General features: G+C 73.0%; 15 protein-coding genes. 5 read left to right on the plus strand and 10 right to left on the minus strand.

Features of this window, described 5'->3' with window-relative positions; translation table 11 throughout:
- Positions 1-20: 20 nt before the first annotated feature.
- Genes ABD211_RS21895 through pgsA form a run of 4 tightly spaced genes read right to left on the minus strand, consistent with a single transcriptional unit; the run spans position 21 to position 3212 of the window.
- Entirely contained in the window at positions 21-515 is a 495-nt protein-coding gene (locus tag ABD211_RS21895) for a hypothetical protein (protein WP_344135008.1), read from the minus strand.
- Positions 516-554: 39 nt separating this feature from the next.
- Positions 555-1694, minus strand: coding sequence for a glycosyltransferase family 4 protein (locus ABD211_RS21900; RefSeq protein ID WP_344135011.1), 1140 nt, complete (start codon positions 1692-1694; stop codon positions 555-557).
- A gap of 10 nt (positions 1695-1704) precedes the next feature.
- Positions 1705-2541, minus strand: coding sequence for a phosphatidylinositol mannoside acyltransferase (locus ABD211_RS21905; protein ID WP_486336260.1), 837 nt, complete (start codon positions 2539-2541; stop codon positions 1705-1707).
- 53 nt (positions 2542-2594) lie between these two features.
- Entirely contained in the window at positions 2595-3212 is a 618-nt protein-coding gene (gene pgsA, locus ABD211_RS21910; protein WP_344135017.1) for a phosphatidylinositol phosphate synthase, read from the minus strand.
- A 199-nt stretch (positions 3213-3411) separates the two neighbouring features.
- Between pgsA and ABD211_RS21915 the strand changes: the two genes are divergently transcribed.
- A complete protein-coding gene (locus ABD211_RS21915) occupies positions 3412-5574 on the plus strand; it encodes an elongation factor G-like protein EF-G2 (RefSeq protein ID WP_344135020.1) in 2163 nt (720 codons plus the stop codon).
- 64 nt (positions 5575-5638) lie between these two features.
- Entirely contained in the window at positions 5639-6610 is a 972-nt protein-coding gene (locus tag ABD211_RS21920) for a magnesium transporter CorA family protein (RefSeq protein ID WP_344135023.1), read from the plus strand.
- Between the two features lie 104 nt (positions 6611-6714).
- Here ABD211_RS21920 and ABD211_RS21925 read toward each other — a convergent pair whose 3' ends face one another.
- From ABD211_RS21925 to thrS, 5 genes are all read right to left on the minus strand, one after another.
- A complete protein-coding gene (locus tag ABD211_RS21925; protein ID WP_344135060.1) occupies positions 6715-7197 on the minus strand; it encodes an HIT family protein in 483 nt (160 codons plus the stop codon).
- Positions 7198-7371: 174 nt separating this feature from the next.
- Complete coding sequence (locus ABD211_RS21930; RefSeq protein WP_344135026.1) at positions 7372-8463, minus strand: pectinesterase family protein; 1092 nt, start codon at positions 8461-8463, stop codon at positions 7372-7374.
- 132 nt (positions 8464-8595) lie between these two features.
- Positions 8596-9801: a hypothetical protein gene (locus ABD211_RS21935; RefSeq protein ID WP_344135029.1), complete on the minus strand. Its 1206-nt coding sequence runs from the start codon at positions 9799-9801 to the stop codon at positions 8596-8598.
- Positions 9802-9829: 28 nt separating this feature from the next.
- Positions 9830-11467: an ABC-F family ATP-binding cassette domain-containing protein gene (locus ABD211_RS21940; protein ID WP_344135032.1), complete on the minus strand. Its 1638-nt coding sequence runs from the start codon at positions 11465-11467 to the stop codon at positions 9830-9832.
- Entirely contained in the window at positions 11464-13467 is a 2004-nt protein-coding gene (thrS, locus tag ABD211_RS21945; protein ID WP_344135035.1) for a threonine--tRNA ligase, read from the minus strand. The genes ABD211_RS21940 and thrS overlap by 4 nt, the downstream gene beginning before the upstream one ends.
- 158 nt (positions 13468-13625) lie before the next feature.
- Between thrS and ABD211_RS21950 the strand changes: the two genes are divergently transcribed.
- Positions 13626-14780, plus strand: coding sequence for a class I SAM-dependent methyltransferase (locus tag ABD211_RS21950; RefSeq protein ID WP_344135039.1), 1155 nt, complete (start codon positions 13626-13628; stop codon positions 14778-14780).
- 53 nt (positions 14781-14833) lie between these two features.
- On the opposite strand, the gene ABD211_RS21955 is transcribed toward ABD211_RS21950, so the two are convergent.
- Positions 14834-15424, minus strand: a complete 591-nt coding sequence (locus ABD211_RS21955) for a DUF1707 SHOCT-like domain-containing protein (protein WP_344135042.1) — start codon at positions 15422-15424, stop codon at positions 14834-14836.
- 189 nt (positions 15425-15613) lie between these two features.
- On the opposite strand from ABD211_RS21955, the gene ABD211_RS21960 reads away from it, so the two are divergent.
- Together ABD211_RS21960 and ABD211_RS21965 are read left to right on the plus strand one after the other, a co-directional pair.
- Positions 15614-16927 carry a histidine kinase gene (locus tag ABD211_RS21960; RefSeq protein ID WP_344135045.1) on the plus strand — a complete coding sequence of 438 codons (1314 nt, stop codon included), beginning with the start codon at positions 15614-15616 and terminating at the stop codon, positions 16925-16927.
- The coding region (locus tag ABD211_RS21965) for a response regulator transcription factor (RefSeq protein ID WP_344135048.1) at positions 16924-17103 on the plus strand (180 nt) is incomplete at its 3' end. The genes ABD211_RS21960 and ABD211_RS21965, both read left to right, overlap by 4 nt.

A 17103-nucleotide genomic window follows, 5' to 3' on the forward strand; every position in this document is an offset into this window, starting at 1 on the left:
GTAACCGGACACATCGTCAGTCAGTCGGACAGTTCCAGCGTCGGGTCGTCGATGTCGAAGAAGTGCGGCTCGGGATGATGCCGGCACAGGCGCAGCACCCGGACCATGGGCCGCCGGCGGATCGCGCGGGCGTCGCGTACCAGGTCACTGTGCACCTGACGGGCGAGCGCGACGCGGCGGCTGGCCGCCGCGGCCGCGCGCAGGCTCTCGTGGATCTCCTCCGGCGCGTCCGCCGCGGGCCGCACCTCGCGCAGGGCGTGGGTGAGATCGTTCTCGGCGAGCTCGCGCTCGTCGGCCCGCGCCGTGATCGCGGCCTTCGCGGTCGGCGGCAGGTCGGCCAGGCCGGCCCGCTCCCCCAGCTCCACGGCCGTCGCCGCGCGCCGCACCAGCTGGGCGTCCAGCGCCGAGTACGCGGCGGCGGCGCGCGCGTGCAGCCGGTCCACCCGACCGGCCGTCCACGTCACGTACGTGGCGACGAGCACGACCGCCGTCACCACCGCCACCACCCACCACATCGGCCGCATCGTAATAGCGCGACACGCCGGACGCGTAATTCAGGTGCCGGCGCCGACCTCGTCCTCCTCGGCGGGCGTGGCCTCGATCGCGCTGGCGTAGACCTCGAGCACCCGCTCGGCCACCACCGGCCAGTCGTACGTGGCGACGACGGCCCGCGCCCGGGCGACCTGGTCGGCGCGGGCGGCGGGGTCGTCGAGCAGGCCGCCGATGGCGCGGGCCAGGTCATCCGCGTCGCCGTTGTCGAACAGCTCGCCGGCCCGCCCGCCGTCGAGGACCCGACGGAACGCGTCAAGGTCGCTGGCCACCACGGCGGTGCCGGCGGCCATGGCCTCGGTCAGGATCATGCCGAAGGACTCGCCGCCGGTGTTCGGCGCCACGTACACGTCGACGCTGCGCAGCATGCGGGCCTTGTCCTCCTCGGAGACCTTGCCCAGGAACGTGATCCGCGACAGCACGTCGGCCGGCACGTCCTCGGTCAGCTCCTCGGGGTCGCCGGGCCCGGCGACGAGCAGCCGCAGTCCCGGGCGGTCAGCGGACAGCCGGCCGAACGCCTCCAGCAGCACGGGGAAGCCCTTGCGTGGCTCGGTGAACCGGCCCAGGAAGCCCAGCGCCCCGCCCTCGCCGGGCCAGCCAGGCAGCGGCGGCGCGTCGACGAACTTGGCCACGGCCACCCCGTTGGGGATCTCCCAGGCGCCGCCGCCGAGGTGCTCCACCTGGACCTTGCGGGCCAACGAGCTCACCGCGATCCGCGCGGTGATCTTCTCGAGTACGAGCTGGAGCACGCCGGACGCGGCGCTCAGCGCGCGCGAGCGGGTCATCGCCGTGTGGAAGGTCGCCACCACCGGCTGCTTGGCCGCCACGACGGCCAGCATCGCGAGGCTCGGGGTGAACGGCTCGTGCACGTGGATCACGTCGAAGTCGCCGGCGGCGATCCAGCGCCGCACCCGGGCGGCCGAGATCGGCCCGAACGACAGCCGCGCCACCGACCCGTTGTACGGCACCGGGACGGCCCGGCCGGCCGGCACGACGTAGTCCGGCTGCGGGTCGTCCTCGTCGGCGGGGGCGAGCACGCTCACGTCGTGGCCCATGCCGATGAGCGTCTCGGCGAGGTCGCGGACGTGGTTCTGCACCCCGCCGGGCACCTCGAACGAATACGGACACACGATCCCGACGCGCATACGCACCACCTCAGGATGCGGGCTCGTCGAGCCAGAGCTTCTGCATCATGTGCCAGTCGCGCGGGTGGCGCGCGATGCCGACGGCGAACTCGTCGGCGATCCGTTGGGTCAGCGCCTTCGCCCGGGCGTCCAGCGGGCCGGTGGCCGGGTCGGGCACCTCGATCGGCCCGATGACCTCGCCGCACGCGGCGTCCGCCTCGTACCACAGGTTGACCACGAACAGCGGCGCCCCGGTGCGCAGCGCGAGCAGCGCGGGCCCGGCCGGCATGCGGGTCCGCCCGCCGAAGAACGTCACGTCGACCCCGCGCCGGGACAGGTCACGATCGGCCAGCAGCGGCACGACGTGGGCCTTGGCGAGGCGCTCCTCGAGCTCCTCGAGCACGGGCCGGTCGCCGCCGGTGAGCGGGAGGATCCCCATCCCGAGCGACTCGCGGTAGGCCAGGAAGCGCCGGTAGACCGACTCGGGCTTGAGCCGCTCCGCGACCGTGGTCAGCGGCGTGCCACCGCCGACGAGCCACGCCCCGGCCGCGTCCCAGTTGCCCGAGTGCGACAGGGCGACGACGGCGCCCGTGCCGGCCTCGTGCGCCTCGCGCAGCAGCTCGCCCCGGTGCATGCGGAAGGCCATCCGCTGCTTGAGCGTCGTGGACGGCAGCCGGAACGCCTCCATCCAGTACCGGGCGTAGGAGCGCAGCGCGTCGCGCACCAGCAGGTCGAACTCGGCGTCCGGCAGGTCGGGCCCGACGACGCGGCGCACGTTGGCGGCGAGCCGCTGGGTGCCCGGCCCACGCTTGCGGGCGGCCCGGTCGGCGGCGGCCCGGAACAAGCCCCGGGCGACGGGTGCCGGCATGGCCCGCACCACCCGCCATCCGGCGGCGAACGCCAGGTCGATCCCTCGTCCGCTCACGGGGCCACCGCGGTCCGGTCCTGTTCGCGGACGAACAGGAGGCGCTGCACGATGGTGATCAGGGTGAGGACGGCGAGGAGCCAGAGGGCGGCGCCGAGGCCCCAGGTCACGCCCGCGCCGTGCAGCAGGCCGCCGACACCGAGCAGGGCGAGCCGCTCGAGGCGCTCGGCGATGCCGACGTCGCAGCGCAGCCCGGCGCCCTCGGCACGGGCCTTCACGTACGACACGACCTGGCCGCCGACCAGGCAGAAGATCGTGACACCCGCGAGCACGCCCTGCCCGGTGCTGCCGAGCCACCAGGCGAGCGCGCCGAAGACCGCGCCGTCGGCGACCCGGTCCATGGTGGAGTCGAGCACGCCGCCGAACTTCGTGCTGTGGCCCCGGGCCCGGGCCATCGCCCCGTCGACCACATCGAGCAGGGCGAACGCGGTGATCGCCAGGGTGGCGATGAGGAGCTGTCCACGCCCTGCAAAGATCACCGAGACGGCGACGACGCCGACGGTCCCGAAGACCGTGACCGCGTCCGGGGAGATGCCAGCACGGATCAGCACACGTCCGACCGGGTCGAACGCGGCCCGCGTGCCGTTCTTGAACGTCGTAAGGATCTTCGCCATGGCGGTCCCACCATATCGGCCCCGGGCCAATCGGCCCCCCGGGGCCTAACAGGTGGCCCAGGCGCGTCGGGGTTGTGTCTGAGACGTTACGGGTGTGGGATTTATCCAGGGTCGTCGTGACCTGAGTCACATGTCGACCGCCCAGCGGTCGCGCCGCGGGCTCCAGCCGGCGTGGCCACGGACGTAAGGAGGGGCTGCGATGGCGCAGAAGGCGGCGGAGAAAGGGGTCACCGGCCCAGCGCCGGTGGTGGATTCGCCCAGCAAGGTACGGAACGTGGTGCTCGTCGGGCACTCCGGAGCGGGCAAGACGACGCTCGTGGAGGCCCTGCTCGCGGCCACCGGCACGATCAGCCGGGCCGGTTCGGTGGCCGAGGGCACCACGGTCTGCGACACGGACCCGGCAGCGGTCAAGCAGCAGCGCTCGGTCAGCCTGGCCTGCGCACCGCTGATGCACGGTGACATCAAGGTCAACCTGCTCGACACCCCGGGGTACGCCGACTTCGTCGGCGAACTGCGGGCCGGCCTGCGGGCCGCGGACGCGGCCCTGTTCGTGGTCTCGGCGGCGGACGGCATGGACGCCGCCACGGCCGCACTCTGGGACGAGTGCGCGGCGGTCGGCATGCCGCGCGCCGTGGCGGTCACCCGCCTCGACCACCCCCGCGCGGACGTCGACGACGCGGTGGCGCAGTGCCAGGAGGCGTTCGGCGACAACGTCCTGCCGCTGTACCTGCCGCTGCTCGGCGACGACGGGGAGTCGGTGGTCGGCCTGCTCGGGCTGATCAACCAGCGGGTCCACGACTACTCGAACGGGCACCCGGCCGCGGTGCGCGATCCCGACCCCGAGCACCTGCCGGCCATCGTCGACGCCCGCAACGAGCTGCTCGAGGGGATCATCGCGGAGAGCGAGGACGAGACCCTCATGGACCGCTACCTCGCCGGCGAGGAGATCGACACGGCGACGATCGTGGAGGACCTGGAGAAGGCGGTGGCCCGGGGCCACTTCTACCCCGTCCTGCCCGTGTGCGCCGAGACCGGCGTGGGCCTGGACGCGCTGCTGGACCTGCTCACCAGCGCGTTCCCGACCCCCGGCGAGCACGAGCTGCCCACCGTGGCGAGCCTCGACGGCAGCCCTCGCGAGCCGCTCACCTGCGACCCCGCCGGCCCGCTCGTGGCCGAGGTCGTCAAGACCACCATCGACCCGTTCGTGGGCCGGGTCTCGCTCGTCCGGATCTTCTCCGGCACGCTCAAGCCCGAGACGGTCGTCCACGTGGCCGGGCACGGCATGCAGGAGCGCGGCCACCCCGACCACGACGCCGACGAGCGCGTCGCCCACCTGTACTCGCCGCTGGGCGCCCAGGTGCGCGAGGTGCCGGTCTGCGTGGCGGGTGACATCTGCGCGATCACCAAGTCCGGCACGGCCGAGACCGGCGACACCATCTCCCGCAAGGACCACCCGCTGCTCATCGAGCCGTGGGACATGCCGGAACCGCTGCTGCCCGTGGCGGTGGTCGCCAAGACCCGCTCCGACGAGGACGCGCTCGCCAAGAACCTCGGCCGGCTCGTCGCCGGCGACCCGACCCTGCGCCTGGAGCGCAACCCCGAGACGCACCAGCTCGTCCTGTGGTGCATGGGCGAGGCCCACGCCGACGTGCTGCTCGACCGGCTGCGGGCGGGCGGCGTCGAGCTCGACACCGAGCCGGTGAAGGTGGCGCTGCGCGAGACGTTCGCCGGCGGGTCCAAGGGCCACGGCCGGCACGTGAAGCAGTCCGGCGGGCACGGCCAGTACGCCGTGTGCGACATCGAGGTGGAACCCCTGCCGCGCGGCAGCGGCTTCCAGTTCGTCGACAAGGTCGTCGGCGGCGCGGTGCCCAACAACTACATCCCGTCCGTGGAGAAGGGCGTGCGCGCCCAGATGGAGCGCGGCCTCGTCGCCGGCCACCAGGTGGTCGACATCCGGGTGACGCTCTTCGACGGCAAGGCGCACAGCGTGGACTCCTCGGACGCCGCGTTCCAGACGGCCGGGTCGCTCGCGCTGCGCGAGGCGGCCGAGAAGGCCCAGGTGCAGCTGCTCGAGCCCGTCGACGAGGTGGAGATCCGGGTGCCCGACCAGTTCGTCGGCGCCATCATGAGCGACCTGGCCGGCCGGCGCGGCCGCGTGCTCGGCACCGAGAACGACGAGAGCGGCGCCGCGGTGGTGCGGGCCGAGGTCCCGGCGACCGAGCTCGTCCGGTACGCCGTGGAGCTGCGCGCCATGACGTCGGGCGCCGGCACGTTCGGGCGCACCTTCGCCCGGTACGACCCGATGCCGTCCAACCTCGCCGACCAGGTCCGCAAGGAACACGCCGCGGCCCACGGCCACTGAGCGTAAGCCTTCGCTCCGGCACCCGTACGTGTGGCGGGTGCCGGGGTCGGGCACAGTGACTGCCATGCCGCGTACCCGCCTGTACCGCGACGGCGAGCTGGTCGCCGAGGGCTTCCCGGTCGCCGAGGTCTCCGACCACCTCGCCGACGACAGCGCGCTCGTCTGGTTCGACCTGTGCGCGCCGGACGAGGCGGAGCTGGCCGGCGTCCAGGAGGAACTGGGCCTGCACACCCTGGCCATCGAGGGGGCGCTGACCGAGAAGCAGCGACCCAAGATCGTCCACTACGAGAACCACAAGCTGCTCGCCGCGTACGCGGTCACGTTCGACCCCGACACCGCCGACGTGACGGCGCACCAGGTGGTCGCGTTCATCACCCGCAACGCGCTGGTCACCGTGCGCCGCGACGACGGGTTCGACATCGACCAGGTCGTCCAGCGCTGGGACGACCAGCCCGACCTGGCCCGGTTCGGGGTCGGCTTCCTGGTGCACGGGCTGCTCGACTATGTCGTGGACACCCACTTGGACGCCACGCTCGCCCTCGACCAGGCGCTGGAGGCGCTCGAGGACCAGCTCTTCGACGACCGGGCGTCGCAGCGCGACCTGCAGAAGCGCACGTTCGCGCTGCGCAAGAGCCTGCTCGTGCTCCGTCGGGTCGTACTCCCCATGAGGGAGGTGGTCAACGCGGTCCTGAGGCATAACGAGGACGGCGACCACGGGGAACTTCACCCGTACCTGCAGGACGTGTACGACCACATGCTGCGCGCCGTGGAGTGGACCGACTCGCTGCGCGACTTCGTGGCGACGATCCTCGACACCCAGCTGACACTGCGGGGCAACCGGCTCAACGTGGTGATGAAGCAGGTGACGAGCTGGGCGGCGATCATCGCGGTGCCCACGGCGGTGACCGGCTTCTACGGCATGAACGTGCCGTACCCGGGGTTCGGGCACACCGTGGGGTTCTGGACGTCGGTGGTGGTCGTCCTCGCCACGTCGGCCACCCTGTACGCCATCTTCAAGCGCAGGGACTGGCTGTAGCCGCGCATTGACAGCGATGAAACACTCCCGACGCGTGTTCAACAACTACTACCGGGCCGTGTCCGCTCTACGCGGTGGCGTCGACGCCCCGTGGCCCGGCAGGGTCACGGGGCGAGCTCCGTCCACACCTTGGCCAGGAGGGTGCGGGTGTCCGCCAGCAACTGCGGCAGCACCTTGGTACTGCCCACCACCGGCATGAAGTTCGTGTCGCCGCCCCACCTCGGCACCACGTGCTGGTGCAGGTGGGCGGCGATGCCGGCGCCCGCGACGGAACCCTGGTTCATGCCGAGGTTGAACCCGTGCGCCCCGCTCGCGCCGCGGATGACCCGCATCGCGGTCTGGGTGAACCGGGCCAGCTCCACTGTCTCGGCCTCGTCGAGGTCCGGATAGTCGGCCACGTGCCGGTACGGGCACACCATCAGGTGACCCGGGTTGTACGGGTAGAGGTTGAGCACCGCGAACACGTGCTCGCCGCGGGCCACGACCAGGCCCTCGTCCTCGGGGCGCCCGGGCGCGAGGCAGAACGGGCACCCGGTGGGACGCTCGTAGCCCTGGGCGGGGCGGTCGGCGCCGGTGACGTACGCCATCCGGTGCGGGGTCCACAGCCGGTCAAGTCCGTCGGAGATACCTGGTCCGTCCGCTTTATCGCTTGCGTCGTTGCTGCCCACGCCGCCGATCCTACGGTCCCCCGGCCGGCATGCCGAACGGTCCGCCGCCCGGAGCCCCGTTGCCCTCGGGCGGCGGACCGTGGTCCGGGTGACCTACCAGCAGTAGCGCAGCGGGTCCCAGCCGTCCGTGCCCGCCAGGTACTTCTCGGCGGTGAACTCGGCGACCTGGTCGGCGGGCAGTTGCGGGCGGTCGTCGCTCACCACGGCGCCCGGGCCGCGCGTGCGGTGCTCGAAGAACCGGGCGTCGCGCCACGACCAGCCGCCGGAGAAGTCGCTCCACGCGTCGGGGCGGATGTGCCCGCCCAGCCACGTGTCGCGGAACAGCACCTGGCCGACCGCGTTCGGGTCGTTGCTGGGGTGCCACGGGCGGCCCAGGTACACGGTGGCGGCGGTGGTGGCCCCGGTCAGCCGCGAACGCTGGAACAGGAACCCGTACCTGTTGTTGATGTCGGTGCTGGGCGCCACGACGTACCCGTTGTTCGTTGTCGAGCCACGGTCCAGCGAGTGGATCGTGCAGCCGTCGAACACGGCCGTGGCCCGGCCGAAGATGAAGTCCACGTCGCCCTCGACGTAGCAGTCGTGCAGCGCGACCCGGGCGACCACCGTCGCCGCCGTGCTGTTCAGGTAGAGGGTGTCCTGGTTGCTGAGGAAGCGCACCTTGTCGAACACGATCCGGTCGGCACGGGTGAGCACGGCCACCGACTGCCTGCCCGTGATCTCCGGGTGGGCCGCCTCGTCGAACGCGTTCTCAAAGGTGAGATTGCGGGCCGTGAAGTCGTGCCCGTCGATCGTGACGCTCGCGCTGCCCGAGGTGCCGTAGGTGCCGGTGCCGTCCGGCTTGGGCGTGCCGTTCGCGTTGTCGTACGTGAGAACGACGTCCCTGGGGCTGCGCCCGAGCCCCACGAACGACAGGTACGGCTTGTCGGACGGCACCTTGATGATCTCCTTGTAGGTACCGGGCCGGATCAGGACGAGATACGGCGTGGTGTTCGCGGCCGGGGCCGCGTCGACGGCCGCCTGCACCGTGGTGAAGTCACCGCGGCCGTCCGCCGCGACGGTCACCACGGTCGGCCAGGCCAGGCCGGTCAGCGGCGCGGCGGCCGTCGCCGGACCGGCCGCGACGGTCACCGCGGTGGCGGTCGCGGCCAGGGTGAGCGCGGCGGCCAGGGCCGGTCGTGCCCGCATGAGTCCTCCCGTTAGGACGTCAGGGATGCGCCGCGCCTGCGCGGCTACGTTGGGGCGGAAAGCGCTTTCCGCTCCAACGTAGCCGCCAACATCGACAACGGTCAAGCTCCGCTTTCGGCCACCGAGCGACGGTCAGGGGCGGCCGAAGGCGGAACGGACCGCCGCGCGGACCGAGCGGGCCGTGCGGGCGGCCGGTTGCCACACCGACTCGCGCGACCAGTGCCAGGTCGCCGCCGCGCCGGCGCCTACGGCGCGGCTGAGCGGGACGACCGTGTGCCGCCACGCCCAGACGGTGGCCTGCCACGTCGGGACGGCGGTGTGCCGCCAGGTCCAGACGACCGCCCGCCACAGCGGCACCATCGAGTGCCGCCAGGCCCACGCGACGGCCAGGCCGGCGGGACGGAACAGGTACCGGTAACAGAACCGGCCGATCACCCCCGCCAGCCACCAGGCGCCCACGAACACGCCGATCACGAGCTTCACGAGGAACAGCAGGACCCGGCCGGTGAACACGCCGACCGGCCGCAACACGGCCCGCCACACCGCGGCGAGCGCCCAGCCGACCGCCCGGCCCACGGCCGCGAGCGCCCGGCCCGTCCAGCGCCACCCGGCGGCGACGCCCCGGCCGAAGGCGACCGCGACGATCACGATCAGCCGGCCCAGCGCCCGGGTCAGCCACCACAGGCCCGCGAACAGCCACTCCAGTGGCAGCAGCACGCCGTGGCGCACGAGCCACCCGATCGGCAGCACCACGTACCTGATCAGGAGGCCGGCGACGAAGCCGACGGCCCGCCCGAGCGCCGCGACAAAGGGCCACAGGCCCCGACCGGTCCGGCTGAGCAGGCGCCGGATCCCGCGCGCGACCGCGGCGATCCCCCGCCCGAGCCCGACCACGGTCGGCCACACGACCCGGGTCGCCACCCAGACCAGCGGCAGCCACAGCAGGTTCACGACCACCCAGACGAGCGGCCGCCACAGCACGTTGACCGCCACCCAGGCCAACGGCCGCCAGATGAGGTGCACCGCCGCCCAGACGAGCGGGCGCCAGATCACGTTGACCGCGACCCACGCGACCGGGTGCCAGATGACGTTGAGCGCCACCCACACCAGGGGCCGCCAGATCACGGTGGCCAGGAACCAGACGAAGGGTCGCCAGAGGACGTTCTCCAGGAACCAGCCCACCGGCCAGACGACGTAGCGGCGCAGGAACCGCCCGGCGAGGATGAGGAACTCCCAGGCCACCCGGATCGGCACGATCACCGCGAGCGCGATGATCCGCACGGGCCATTCGATCCAGGGCGCCGCTGAGCTTTCCGGTTCGGGCCGTGGGTCGATCACGGCCTGCACGGTAGCAAGCGGCGCACAGTCAGTGCTGTGTCACGCGACCCGCGTCGACCTCGAGGCGGCGGGTGGTGTGGACGGCGGCGAGCATGCGGCGGTCGTGCGTCACCAGCAGCAGCGTGCCGGGGTATCCGGCCAGCGCCGACTCGAGCTGCTCGATGGCGGGCAGGTCGAGGTGGTTGGTGGGCTCGTCGAGCACCAGGAGGTTGACCCCGCGGCCCTGCAGCAGGGCCAGCGCCGCGCGGGTGCGCTCCCCCGGCGACAGCGTGGCCGCCGGGCGCAGCACGTGCGCCGCCCGCAGCCCGAACTTCGCGAGCAGGGTGCGCACCTCGGCGGCGGTCATCGTCGGTACGGCCGCGCCGAACGCGTCCTGCAGCGGCTCGTCGCCGAGGAACAGCCCGCGCGCCTGGTCGACCTCACCCACGACGACGCCGGGGCCGAGCGACGCGTGCCCCGACTCGAGGGGGAGCCGGCCGAGCAGTGCGCCGAGCAGGGTGGACTTGCCCGACCCGTTGGCACCGGTGATGGCCACCCGGTCGGCCCAGTTGATCTGCAGATCGACGGGGCCGAGGGTGAAGTCGCCGCGGCGGACCACCGCGGCGCGCAGGGAGGCGGCGACCGCGCCGGAGCGGGGCGCGGCGGCGATCTCCATCCGCAGCTCCCACTCCTTGCGCGGCTCCTCGACGACCTCCAGCCGTTCGATGAGGCGTTCGGTCTGGCGGGCCTTGGCGGCCTGCTTCTCGCTCGCGTCGGCCCGCAGCTTGCGGCCGATCTTGTCGCTGTCGGTCGCCTTGCGGCGGGCGTTGCGCACGCCCTTGTCCATCCAGGCGCGCTGCATCCGGGCGCGCGCCTCGAGACCGGCCTTCGTGTCGGCGTACTCCTCGTAGTCGGCTCGGGCGTGGCGGCGGGCCACCTCGCGCTCCTCGAGGTAGGCGGCGTACCCGCCGCCGTAGTGGTTGACCTGCCGTTGGTGCAGGTCCAGCTCCAGCACCCGGGTGACGGTCCGGGTGAGGAACTCGCGGTCGTGGCTGACCAGCACGGTGCCGGCGCGCAGGCCGGTGACGAACTCCTCCAGCCGGCGCAGGCCGTCGAGGTCCAGGTCGTTCGTCGGCTCGTCGAGCAGGAACACGTCGTAGCGGCTCAGCAGCAGGCAGGCCAGGCCGGCGCGGGCCGCCTGACCGCCGGACAGGCCGGTCATCGGGTGGTCGAGGTCGACGGCGAGCCCCAACTCGGCGGCCACCTGTTCGGCACGTTCGGGCAGGTCGGCACCGCCGAGCGACAGCCAGTCCTCCCACGCGTGGGAGAACGCGTCGTCGGCGCCGGGCGCGCCCCCGGCGAGTGCCGCCGTCGCCGCGTCGAGGTCGCGTTGCGCCGCGGCGACGCCCGTGCGCCGGGTCAGGAAGTCACGGACCGTCTCGCCCGGGCGGCGGTCGGGCTCCTGCGGCAGGTAGCCGACCGTCGCGAACACCGGGCTGCGTCGCACCGTGCCGTCCTCGGCCGCGTCCTGACCCGCGAGGATGCGCAGCAGCGTGGACTTGCCGGCGCCGTTGGGCCCGACGAGCCCGACCACGTCGCCGGGCGCGACCACGAGGTCGAGCCCGGCGAACAGGGCGCGGTCGCCGTGCCCGGCGGCCAGGTTCTGGGCGACGAGGGTGGCGCTCACTCCGCCGACGGGCCGGTGTTCACCCGCGACCGGACGACCTCGACGACGTGCGCCACGGCCTCGTCGATCGCGACGCCGTTGCGCTGGGAGCCGTCGCGGTAGCGGAACGAGACCGTGCCGCCCGAGACGTCGTCGTCGCCGGCGATCGCCATGAACGGGATCTTCTGCTGCTGCGCGGTGCGGATCTTCTTCTGCATCCGGTCGTCGGAGTAGTCGACCTCGGCCCGGATGCCCTCCTTACGCAGCTTCGCGACGAACTCGGCGAGGTAGTCCGCGTGGTCGTCGCGGATCGGGATGCCGACCACCTGGATCGGCGCGAGCCACGCCGGGAACGCGCCCGCGTAGTGCTCGGTCAGCACGCCGAAGAAGCGCTCGATCGAGCCGAACTTCGCCGAGTGGATCATGACGGGCTGCTGGCGGGTGCCGTCAGCCGCCTGGTACTCCAGGTTGAAGCCCTTGGGCTGGTTGAAGTCGTACTGGATGGTGGACATCTGCCAGGTGCGGCCGATGGCGTCACGGGCCTGCACGGAGATCTTCGGGCCGTAGAACGCGGCGCCGCCCGGGTCGGCCACCAGCTCCAGCCCCGACTCGCGCGCCACCTCCTCCAGGACGGCGGTCGCGGTCGCCCACTCCGCCTCGGAGCCGACGAACTTGTCCGGCTTGGAGTCGTCGCGGGTCGACAGCTCCAGGTAGTAGTCGTCGAGGCCGAAGTCGCGCAGCAGGCTCAGCACGAAGTTGAGCAGGTGGCGCACCTCGGCGCCGGCCTGCTCCGGGGTGCAGTACGAGTGGGAGTCGTCCTGGGTGAGGCCGCGCACGCGGGTGAGCCCGTGCACCACGCCCGACTTCTCGTACCGGTAGACCGAGCCGAACTCGAACAGCCGCAGCGGCAGCTCCCGGTAGGACCGCCCGCGCGACCTGAAGATCAGGTTGTGCATCGGGCAGTTCATGGCCTTGAGGTAGTAGTTCGCGCCCTCGAACTCCATGGGCGGGAACATGGTGTCGGCGTAGTACGGCAGGTGGCCCGAGGTGTGGAAGAGGCCTTCCTTGCTGATGTGCGGGCTCCCGACGTACTGGAAGCCCTCCTCGATGTGCCGCGCGCGGACGTAGTCCTCCATCTCGCGCTTGATCACGCCACCCTTGGGGTGGAAGACCGCGAGACCGGAGCCGAGCTCGTCGGGGAAGGAGAACAGGTCGAGGTCGGTGCCCAGCTTGCGGTGGTCGCGCCGGGCCGCCTCCTCCAGCAGCTTCAGGTAGTCCTTGAGCTGGTCACGGGTCGGCCACGCGGTGCCGTAGACGCGCTGCAGCTGCGGGTTGCGCTCCGACCCCCGCCAGTACGCCGCGGCGACGCGCATGAGCTTGAACGCGCCGATCAGGCGGGTGGTCGGCAGGTGCGGGCCCCGGCACAGGTCGCCCCAGCAGCGCTCGCCGTCCTTGGTGAGGTTGTCGTAGATGGTCAGCTCGCCGCCGCCCACCTCCATGACCTCGGCGTCCACGTCGCCCTTGATGTCGACGAGCTCGAGCTTGAACGGCTCGTCGGCCAGCTCGGCCTTGGCCTCCTCCAGCGAGGCGAAGCGCCGCCGCTTGAAGGTCTGCCCCGACTTGATGATCTCCTGCATCCGCTTCTCGAGCTTGTCGAGGTCGTCCGGATGGAACGGCTTGGGCACGCCGAAGTCGTAGTAGAAGCCGTTGTCGATGGGCGGGCCGATGCCGAGCTTGGCCTCGGGGAAGATGTCCTGCACGGCCTGGGCGAGCACGTGCGCGGTGGAGTGGCGCAGCACGTTGAGGCCGTCGGGCGAGTCGATGCTCACCGGCTCGGCGGACTCCTCGAACTCCGGGGTCCAGTCCAGATCACGCAACCGGCCGGACGAGTCACGGACGACCACGACCGCCTTCGGGCCGTTGACCGGCAGCCCGGCCGCAGCGACCGCGTCCGCCGCCGTCGTCCCGGCCGGGACGACGACAGGGTCGGCCAACGGCGCGGAAGTACGAGGTGCGGACACGATGATCTCCTTAACCAGGGAAACGCTGACGGGTTGATGCTATCCGTCCCCGCGACCCGATTTGCCGGGGGCGTCGACACCGTTCCGACATCCAACTGCCGTCCCTCGGACAGGTGGTGACCTGGCTCCCGGGCAGACTCATCGATACCGTGGGACGCATGGCCGATCTTTCTCCCCGGCTCGTACGCGCTGTTGAGGCGCGCTACCGCAGGTACTTCGCCAGCCGGCCCGCGACGCCGTTCGCGCTCGCGGGCGCCGACGGATCGACCCACACCTTCGGTGCGGGCGCGCCGGCCTTCACGATCACCGTCCTCGACTCCATCGGCGAGAAGGCGCTCGCCTCCCTCGACCAGCTCCAGGTCGCCGTGGCCTACCTGCGCGGCCACCTCGACGTGGAGGGCGACGTCATGGCGGTACTCGCCATGCGCAAGTTCTTCCCCGACTTCCACCCGATCGCGTGGCTGGCCCGGTTCGCGCCGATGGCGCTGCGCGGAAAGACGGAGCACGACCGCCGCTCCATCTCGGCGCACTACGACCGGGAGTCCGAGTTCTTCCTGACGTTCCTCGACACCCGCCACCGCTGCTACACCGAGGGCCTGTTCGTCCGCGACGACGAGCCGCTCGAGGACGCCATGACCCGCAAGATGGACAACGCGATCACCGCGCTGGACCTGAAGCCGGGCGACCACGTGCTCGAGGTGGGCGGCGGCTGGGGCGCGTTCCTGGAACACGCCGCGGGCAAGGGCATCCACGTCACCTCGCTCACGCTGGCGCGCGAGTCCGAGGACTACCTCAACAACCTCATCGCCGAGCGCGATCTGACCACGGCGACGGTCGTCAGACAACATCTTCTGGAGTACGCCTGCCAGCGGCGTTACGACGCGATCGTCAACATGGGCGTGACCGAGCACCTGCCCAACTACCGCGCCACGGTAGCCAAGTACGCCGAGCTGCTGCGGCCCGGCGGGCGGGTCTACCTCGACGCGCTCGCGATGCGCGGCAAGCACCGGGTCTCGACGTTCATGAGCCGCTACATCTACCCGGGCAAGTCGTCGCCGCTGCTGCTGCACGACTACCTGCGCGAGGTGGCCCGGTCGCCGTTCGAGCTGGTCAGCGTCGACGACGACCGGCACAACTACTACCTGACGTGCCGCGAGTGGGCCCGCCGCCTCGACGCGGCCCGCGACCAGGTGGTCAGCCGCTGGGGCGACCCGTTGTACCGCCGCTTCCGCATCTTCCTCTGGGGCTCGGCGGCGGGCTTCAACACGGGCCTGGTCCAGGCCTACCGCTGGGTCCTCCAGCTCCCCGCCTAGCGCCGTTCCGCCTCCGCCGCCCGGGACAGGCGCGGCGGAGACGGAACGTCGGGTCAGCAGCGGTGGTAGTGCGGGCCCCAGGGGTGGCGGCCCGTCGCCGCCCAGCGCAGCCACACGCCGTGCTTGACCAGGCCGATGGCGATGAACGCCAGCGGGATGACCGGCCAGAAGAAGTGGGCGGCCGCCCCCGTCAGGGCCCAGATGGTGATCAGGACCGCGGCCAGGGCCAGTGAGAACGTCAGGTGCCGGGCGAACCGTGCCCGCGCCCACCGGGCCGTGGTCGACGCGTCGGGCGCCCCCTCGCCGCCCGGCGCGCCGGGGCCGCCCGGCCCGAACCGGCCGCGACCGAACGGCCCCCGGTCGAACGGCCCACCCGTCCAGTGCGGACCGAACCCCGGGTCGCTGAAGCCGCCCCGGCCGCCCCCGAGGCCCAGGCCGCCGAGCAGCCCCGGCCCCGGCAGGTCGGCCACCAGCGACGGCAACTCGTCCCGGAACTGTGCGCGGTAGACGGCCGCCTGCCGCTCCTCGCCCTCCTCCATGCTGAGCCGGCCGTCGCCCACCGCCTCCCGCACGACGGCGGCGTACTCCTCCCGCTCGGCGTCGGACGCCCGCACCCTGGGGCGCTCGCCGGACTCCGTACTCATCTCGGTGTCTCCTCTCGGCTGTCTGGTCACCAGAGTCGCCCCGCGCGGCGCCGTCGACGTCGTCCGCCGGGACCGTCCGTGCCTACGCCGGCCGGCGCAGCGCGCGGCGCGCGTACTCCAGGGGGCGTACGCCGGGGGTCTCCGCCGCGCCGATGCCGCCGGCGGGCGGGGTGGCCTACGGTTTCGGTTGTGCACACACGCGACCGGCGCCGCCACCGGGACCCTCACGGGTGGTCCCGGGAGCGCTGGGCGGACCACGCCGGCCCGCCGTGGGCGACGGGCGACGGGCCCGGCTGGCCGGGTCGGCGTCCGCCCGTGGTGGTGCTGCCGGCCGTCCTCGCGGCCATCCAGATCGTCGGCACCACCGTCGCCGCGCACCCGCAGACGGCCGCCCGCCCACTGGACCTGCTGGGGTACGCGCTGCTCGCGGCCGGCCCGGTGGCCCTGCTGGCGCGCGCCGACCGGCTGCGCCTGCCGGTGTTCGCGGCCACCCTGCTGGTGCTCCTGGCGTACGGGCTGTGCGGCTACCCGGCCGGGCCGGTGTTCCTGGGGGCGCTCGTCGCGCTCGTGCGCGCGGCCCGCGCCGGCTACCGGTGGACGCTGTGGGCACTCGCCGGCGGCACCTACGCGGCCTTCGTCGGGCTGGGCCGGCTCGTCCCCGAGGTCGCCGGGGTGCCGCTGGTCGTCCCGTCGCTCGCCCGGGCCGCGATCGTGGCCGCGTGGCTCGCGGTGGCGCTCGCCGTGGCCGAGACCGTCCGGGCCCGCACGGCGCAACTGGGCCAGCTCCTGGCCGCCCGCGCGGAGGCCGCCCGGGCGCGTGCCGAACAGTCGCGGCGGCAGGTCAGCGAGGAGCGGCTGGCCATCGCCCGCGAGCTGCACGACGTGCTCGGTCACCACCTGTCGCTGATCAACGTGCGGGCCGGGGTGGCGCTGCACCTCATCGAGACGCGGCCGGAGGAGGCCCGGGCCGCGCTCGGCGCCATCAAGGTGGCCAGCGCCGAGGCGCTGCGCGAGGTGCGCGCCATGCTCGCCTCGCTGCGCCCCGACGCGGAGGCCGCGCCCCGCTCCCCCGCGCCCGACCTGGACCGGCTCGACACGCTCGCGGAGGAGGCCCGCGCCGGCGGGCTGCCGGTGACGCTGCGGCGCGCCGGGCCGACCGTCGACGTGCCCGCCGAGGTCGACCTGGCGGCGTACCGGATCGTGCAGGAGGCGCTCACCAACGTGCGCCGCCACGCGGCCCCGGGCGCCACGGCGACGGTCACCGTCCGGTCCGGCCCGGACGCGCTCACGGTCGAGGTCACCGACGACGGCGCGGGTCAGGCCGCCGGCGACCCGTCCGCCGAGGGCAACGGCCTGCCCGGCATGCGCGCCCGCGCCACGGCGCTGGGCGGAACGCTCACCGCCGGTCCCGCGCCGGGCGGTGGCTTCGCGGTCACCGCCGTCCTGCCCACCACTGTCGCGCCGACCGCCGACCACGACGCCGACCCGGGGGACAAGTCATGATCAAAGTGCTGCTCGCCGACGACCAGGCGCTGGTCCGGGCCGGGTTCCGGGCGCTGCTCGACGCGGAGCCCGACGTGTCCGTGGTCGGCGAGGCGGGCGACGGCGCGGCGGCCGTCCGGCTGGCCCGATCGACGCGGCCCGACGTGGTGCTCATGGACATCCGGATGCCCGGCGTG

This window comes from Luedemannella flava, from assembly GCF_039528515.1.
In the GTDB taxonomy this organism is placed as follows: domain Bacteria; phylum Actinomycetota; class Actinomycetes; order Mycobacteriales; family Micromonosporaceae; genus Luedemannella; species Luedemannella flava.